Raw genomic sequence first — 6,000 nt, forward strand, 5'->3', positions numbered from 1 at the left:
GTTTGTAGGTTTGTTTCTCCCCACCTCCTGTGGAGAAACACCGTGCCCCGCCCTGCCCTGGTTTCCGACACAACGATCCTCGAGGCGGGCCAGCGCCTGCTGGCCAAGGGCCGGGCGGTGAATGGCTGGGCGCTGCGGAAAGCCATCGGCGCCGGGCAGCCCGAGCGGCTGGCAGCCATCTGGCAGGCGGCCCAGGTGGAGGCGGCGCCCGCGGCCGACGCCGCTCCGGCCTCGCCGCTGCCGCCCTCGCTCGAGCAGCAGCGCGACAGCATGCGGCAGCAGGCGCTCGAGCTGGTGGATCGCCTGCCGGTGCTGGCCTGGCGCGCCGCCGAGGAACTGGCCCTGCAACGCACCCGCGAGGAGCGCGAGCGTGCCCGGCGGCAGCGGGAAGAGGTCGAGGCGCTCGAGGCCACCGCCCGCGAGGTGCTGGCCGAGGCCGATGCCCGCGTCGCGGCCGCCGAGCAGCGGGCCGAGGAACTGGCGGCGGCGCTGGCCGAAGCCCGCACCACCATTGCCCGACTGGGCGAGCGGCAGCAGAACCTTGAGACCGCGGCCCGGCAGGCGGCCGAGCGTGCGGCGGCGACCGAGGCCGGGCTGCGGAGCCAGGTGTCCGTTGCGGAGCAGGCGGCGGCGCGGGCGCGGCAGGATGCCGCCGCGGCCAGCGCCACGGCCGAGGCCGCGATGGCCGAGGCCGGGCGGGCCCGGGGGGAACTGGCCAGCACCCGGCAGGAGCTCCAGCAGCTGCACGGCGCGTGCGAGGCGGCACGAACGGCGGCGGCCGGACTGACCACGCGGCTGACCCTGGCCGACGCCCGCGCCGAGGCGATGGCCATGGAGGTCGAGCGGGAGCGGAAAAGCCGCGAGGCCGCGGAAGCCCGCCTCGCCCAGATCACCGAGGCCTGGGCCGCCGCCACGGATCGCGCCGCCCGCGCCGAGGCTACCCTGGCGGTCATTGCAGCGCGGGCCGGGGAAATGGCCGTCGACGCCGCGCCCGGCGCCGAGGCCTGGCCTGGTCCCTCAACCGTCCCGCAGGAGACGTCCAATGCCTGACACCTCGATCGCGGCCCGGGTCGCGCGGATCCAGGCCATCGCCGACATCTACGCCTCCGTCTCCGGCACCGATCGGCAGGACATCGCGACCGACCTGCTGACCGATGTGCTGCACTGGTGCGCCCGGCACAACATCGATGCCGAGCAGGTCCTGGCGCGGGCCAGGATGCACGTCGCCGCCGAACTCGACGAGGCCGCGCGGCGGCACTGAGTGCGGGCCGCCGCTCCGGACATCGCCGCCCGCCATGGTGCCGGTCCGGATGGTGGGTCGTGCCCAATGGTCTGAGTCGCCATCGGCCTGCCTGCCAGGTCGCCAATCTGCACCTTCCTGGACCGCACCGGACCGCACGTAGGCTGCGCTGAAATTCCTGAACGGATTCTGCCATTCCGCCCTGCCCGCCCGATCATGCAGCAGCGGCCGGAATCACCGGCTGGCCTGGTCCAGGATCTTGGCCGCCACGCCCTTCCCGATGTCGTCCCCCCGTGACTCCCGTGTCGAGAATCACTTTTCCGGAGCCGGGGTAACAGCATTCCGGGCGTCCACTTTTTCCGGGTAACACCGGATCGGAAACGCGGTCCACGAACTTGGCACCGTACGGGCACCGCAGAATGCCGGTAAAAAGCACGGCCCCGCACCGTAGGGCGACGGTCTGGCGGGCAGAACTATACCAGTCGTCAGGAGCCGACGCTCCCGTGTCAGTGGCGACACGCGGCCGCACACTTGCCACCCGAGAGAACGTGAGGGGCAGGAGCGGCAAGGTCGATGTGTCGCCCACACTCAACATCGATGTCTTAGCAGCGACAGCGGATGCGGCATCCCGCTACCGGTAAACCACCCCTGCCGGAGCAAGTGAGCTGCGGACGCTGAGATGGATATCCTCACTGCGATGCTTCACTCTTGGAAGCATCTTATGAGGGCCGCGTAACACCGATCCAATGCCGGGTAACAGATTTTCGGCACCGTGCAACAGCTTTGTCGAACGGCATATTCGGGAGCGCTTTGGAGCTGAGCAGCGTCCAGCGTGTGCACAGATGTTCAGGTGGCGTAGGACTGATTGCGTGTAAAAAGGTTGACCAGGGAAGGCTTCATAACATCAAGCTAACCACAGGAACCTGAAGCACTGAATTGGAAAAGCAACGATTTGGCACCTCCGGAAACCCTGGTTTTCGATGCCTTGAGAGTAGATTAGTGCAGGCAGGACGGACCTGCGGCTGGATCGTCGAGGTCGCGCTGCTGGAGGGACGGTCAGCATCGAACTGACTTTGATGAGGTATTCACAGCGCTCATCCGACAATCCGTGCATCGCCTGCAACAGCAGGATCCTGAACATCAGCACGTGATTGAAAGCTGAGCGGCCACCGTTTGTGCTGTCCAAGCGAAGTACCCCCCTGCTCCAGTTCAGTCCGGAACTGCGCAAAGTCGACTAGCCCGGCGATCTGTTCGAGGTCACCCTCCTTGGCCAACAAGTCTCACAATCGTTCCACCACGTCTAAGTGCCCGTTTGAGAATGGTCATGGATTGGCAATGCGCCTGATCAGGAGCGCGCCCATGCTGACGTGGATCATGGCTTCAGAAACATCGCAGCGGCGTTCATAGTTGCGGACCAGACGGCGCCAGCGGGTCATCCAGCCGAAGGTTCTCTCCACCACCCAACGGCGGGACAGGACCTGAAATCCTTGCTGGCCTGCCAGCTTGCGCACGACCTCGATGACGAAGTCACGGTAGGCAGCGACGCTCATCAGCTTGCCGCGGTTATAGACGCCATCCGCAAAGAGGTGCTTCAGCCAGGGCCAACGCTTGCGGATGACCCTGATGATCTGCTCGGCTCCGGCTGCGTCCTGCACGTCGGCCGCTGTCAAGTTGACCATCAGCAGGCGGCCATCGGTATCCACTCCGATGTGGCGCTTGCGACCCTTGAGACGCTTGGCGGCATCATAGCCCCCACCGCCTGCCGCATGAGGCGACTTCACCGTCTGGCTGTCCAGAACTCCGGCAGTGGGGCTGACCTTGCGCCCGACCCGTTCGCGATCGAGCATCAGAGCAATGTTGTGCAGGGTGACAAACAGGAAGCGCTGCATGAGTCGCCTGAACCACCAGTCGATCGTCTGCCATGGCCCGAAATGGACCGGCAGCATGCGCCATCTGCATCCTGCCCGTGCCAGGTAGCGGATTGCATTCAGCACCTCCCGCAGATCGAGGTCGGGTCACCTGCCACGGGCACTGGCGGACGGCAGCAGTGGCTGAACGATCTGCCATTCCTCATCGGTCAGATCTGTCGGGTAGCGGCGCCGCTCGGACACTGCCTGCCGTGCGCGATGTTCCTTGGTCCACATCCAGACCATCTGGGCACGCGGCGTCCCCTGAACACCTTGCCATCAGCATTCTCAAACGTGGGGTAATCGGGTAGTGAGCGAGGAATTTCTGACGATGCCTAAATGTTAGCGATTTTTGCCAAGCCAGAGCTTCGATGAGTTACGTGCATTTGCAGGTCAGTACCCCGCATAGTGGTAACGTATATTTGATAAACAACCCATAGTTGCTTGTTTCTTGCTGTTCTCAATCTGCCTACCGTTGTTCTGCAACACAGCGGAGGGACACACCACCATCATGGCAAGCTCTGTGTGGTCAGATCGTCCGGAAAATACCCGCGTCGCAGTTGAGGGCCATCAGCTTGAAATGGGCGATGCGCTGAAAGCGAACGCCGCAGCCCGTGTCAGGACCATGGCGGCTAAATACTTCGGGCGTGCGGCAGATGCGACAGTGATCTTCTCCCGGCATGCTAAAGGATGGGGCTTTTGCTGCAACATCCGATTCCGCGTCGCAGGAGCAATCGATTTCGATGGTCGAGCCATGCACAGGGATGCACACGCTGCATTGACCATGGCCCTGGAGCATGTGGCAAAACAACTTCGCCGCCGTAAGCGAGCCATTCGTGAGGACAAGCCTGTCAACCTGATCAAGGACAACCTCTTCCGACAGCACAGTGAACCTGTCGTCGAGCACGATGAAGTCCTCGGTCTTTTGAATGACAGCATGGAAGATGACGAGATGTTCGTCACCGCCTTGTCGGCAAAGAGCCCAGCATACCGCTCTGACCTGCCACTTGCAGCTGAGTAGAAGACCAATAATTTGCTTAGTTGCCCTTGGAGCGTCCTCCCTAACGAGAGACGGCTTAAACCGCCTCTCAGCAGCCCTCCCTTCAGAATGGATCCTCGGCCGCCTCCCTTTCGAGCGCCGCCCGCGCCGCGCGGATGCGGGCCAGGCGCTTCGCCTTGTCGGCGAGCCAATCCGGCGGTTAGTCGCCGCGCCGTTCGGACCCGTTCTGGCTATCCTCCATCGCATCGGACTGCTCGGCTCCTGCGAACCATCCGGCGACCTCGGCCGCGAGTTTGGCCTCTGCCTGCCGGAGGCGCCCATAACTCATGGCCTTGTGTCGTGACGCGTTGGCTTTGACCTTCGTGCCGTCGATCGCCACGTGCCCGAACTGAATCAGTCCCACTGCCCGGCACAGCCGCAGCAGCTGTACGAATAGGTCCCCAGCACGGTGAGGTGGCGCCTGCGGAGTCGCTGATCATGCGGAAGTCCGGCCGGTTCAGCTCGGTGACCGCCATGAAGTCCATCCGTTCCTCGCAGGCCCGGGCCAGACGGCGCGAGGAGTAGACGCCCTGGCTGTAGCCGTAGAGCAGCACGGCCACCATCATCGCTGGATGGTAAGGCGGATAGGCCCCGGACCTCGTCCTAGCGGACGGGATCTCCGTCAGGTCCAACGTCTCACACATGAAGTCGCGGACGAAATGGGCCGGATGGCCCGGCGGCACAAACTCGTGCAGCGACGGCGGCAGCAGCCACGCCTGATCGACGTCCCAGGGTCGGAAGGTCTTGCTCATCGGCAAGATCGAATCACAACCATTCCCACCTTGCCAGGAATTACTCGGACAGCCTCTTAGGCTTGCACCTAGACCCTCAGGTTACGCCACCTGCCCGGTCGAAACAGGGTGCGCTCCAGGGGATCAAAAACCGCAAAGAGTATTGTCCCCGTGCTGTGACGGTAAGGCTGAACAAGCCAAAGGCTGTTCAGCTTTCTTGTGCGGCGGCCACAGCGCTGTTCAGAGCAGCATGGAAGCGGGTGGCTAGCATGGCGCGCAGTGCCAAGTCTTGCACTGGATCTCCGCAGCTAGGCGCACTCTGTAGTATGCGGTCGAGTGACTGACGCAACACGTTAAGTTCCTTAACACAGTACCCATCCTGCGCTAACTGGCTCGAGATCGCCTGCTCCAGCGTCTCCTGCGCGGCAGCACTGGCATGGAACATGATCCGTCTCCTTGTCTTGTTCTGCCTGTAGGGCCCCTATAAGAGCCATCAACAACTACAGAGCGATAATCCCATGGAAATTATTTCTATTAAGGCGATTTTCACCCCTGGCCGCCAGCACAAACCAGTTCAGAAACATGAACAATAATTCATCTTCCAGAGGAAAGCTTTCAAGTTCAGGGACATAAAAAGCTAAAGCTAAAGCTGCTTCAGAAATTAGTTCCGAGTCTTGAGATTTATCTAAAAAGACTTAGTTCCCCAGCGCTCACAGTTAAGTTACTTCTCGATTTAACAAATCAACTCATTGGTTTGCTGGAGCAAGCACCGATGTCGACCTCGTCCTCTAAAAGCCGCAATACCATCGCTGAGGGTCTGGAGGAGATGCTGGCCTTGCTCGAGCATTTGACTGTCGAGGCTTACCGCACTGAGGAAAACTGCGCCGGTATCCTTGAAACCACTACCGCGCTGTTGCGTGCAACGCTGAAGACAGACCAGCGCCGTGAATAAGGTTTTTGGTCTTTAACCTGCTCAACTGGTTGTCCGCAGCAATAAGCTGCTTGCTACATCAGAAGCTGGTCAGACAGACGTGCTCTTCGGCTTACTAGCAGCCTGTCGGGTTTGGGTCGGCTGCTAGTGGG

The 6,000-nt window shown here is 62.1% G+C and carries 6 protein-coding genes and 2 pseudogenes; 4 read left to right on the top strand and 4 right to left on the bottom strand.

The features are described from left to right. Positions 1 to 42 precede the first annotated feature (42 nt). Both D2K64_RS17945 and D2K64_RS17950 read left to right on the top strand, forming a co-directional pair. Complete coding sequence (locus tag D2K64_RS17945) at positions 43 to 1,050, top strand: hypothetical protein (RefSeq protein ID WP_157985917.1); 1,008 nt, start codon at positions 43 to 45, stop codon at positions 1,048 to 1,050. Then, positions 1,043 to 1,261 carry a hypothetical protein gene (locus D2K64_RS17950; protein ID WP_120009768.1) on the top strand — a complete coding sequence of 73 codons (219 nt, stop codon included), beginning with the start codon at positions 1,043 to 1,045 and terminating at the stop codon, positions 1,259 to 1,261. The genes D2K64_RS17945 and D2K64_RS17950 overlap by 8 nt, the downstream gene beginning before the upstream one ends. Before the next feature lie 883 nt (positions 1,262 to 2,144). Here the strand turns inward: D2K64_RS17950 and D2K64_RS26215 are convergent. Together D2K64_RS26215 and D2K64_RS17960 are read right to left on the bottom strand one after the other, a co-directional pair. Beyond that, positions 2,145 to 2,468 carry a transposase gene (locus D2K64_RS26215; protein WP_370765108.1) on the bottom strand — a complete coding sequence of 108 codons (324 nt, stop codon included), beginning with the start codon at positions 2,466 to 2,468 and terminating at the stop codon, positions 2,145 to 2,147. A gap of 94 nt (positions 2,469 to 2,562) precedes the next feature. Next, a pseudogene (locus D2K64_RS17960) lies at positions 2,563 to 3,384 on the bottom strand (IS5 family transposase). A gap of 274 nt (positions 3,385 to 3,658) precedes the next feature. On the opposite strand from D2K64_RS17960, the gene D2K64_RS17965 reads away from it, so the two are divergent. Beyond that, the gene (locus D2K64_RS17965; protein WP_157985919.1) at positions 3,659 to 4,168 is read left to right on the top strand and encodes an HPF/RaiA family ribosome-associated protein; all 510 of its coding nucleotides are present in this window, start codon (positions 3,659 to 3,661) and stop codon (positions 4,166 to 4,168) included. A gap of 88 nt (positions 4,169 to 4,256) precedes the next feature. Here the strand turns inward: D2K64_RS17965 and D2K64_RS17970 are convergent. Beyond that, positions 4,257 to 4,938 (bottom strand): annotated as a pseudogene (locus tag D2K64_RS17970) (transposase); the annotation flags it as partial. A 187-nt stretch (positions 4,939 to 5,125) separates the two neighbouring features. Beyond that, positions 5,126 to 5,362, bottom strand: coding sequence for a hypothetical protein (locus D2K64_RS17975; RefSeq protein ID WP_120009772.1), 237 nt, complete (start codon positions 5,360 to 5,362; stop codon positions 5,126 to 5,128). Between the two features lie 327 nt (positions 5,363 to 5,689). Here D2K64_RS17975 and D2K64_RS17980 point away from each other — a divergent pair, with 327 nt between their 5' ends. After that, entirely contained in the window at positions 5,690 to 5,869 is a 180-nt protein-coding gene (locus D2K64_RS17980; RefSeq protein ID WP_120009773.1) for a hypothetical protein, read from the top strand. The last annotated feature ends 131 nt before the right edge of the window (positions 5,870 to 6,000 follow it).

This window comes from Teichococcus vastitatis (genome assembly GCF_003604215.1).
In the GTDB taxonomy this organism is placed as follows: Bacteria; Pseudomonadota; Alphaproteobacteria; order Acetobacterales; family Acetobacteraceae; genus Pseudoroseomonas; species Pseudoroseomonas vastitatis.

Bases quoted from the DNA above. Each gene is read 5' to 3' on its own strand.
- D2K64_RS17950 (WP_120009768.1), top strand. From the start codon at position 1,043: ATGCCTGACACCTCGATCGCGGCCCGGGTCGCGCGGATCCAGGCCATC.
- D2K64_RS17965 (WP_157985919.1), top strand. From the start codon at position 3,659: ATGGCAAGCTCTGTGTGGTCAGATCGTCCGGAAAATACCCGCGTCGCA.
- D2K64_RS17975 (WP_120009772.1), bottom strand. From the start codon at position 5,362: ATGTTCCATGCCAGTGCTGCCGCGCAGGAGACGCTGGAGCAGGCGATC.
- D2K64_RS17980 (WP_120009773.1), top strand. From the start codon at position 5,690: ATGTCGACCTCGTCCTCTAAAAGCCGCAATACCATCGCTGAGGGTCTG.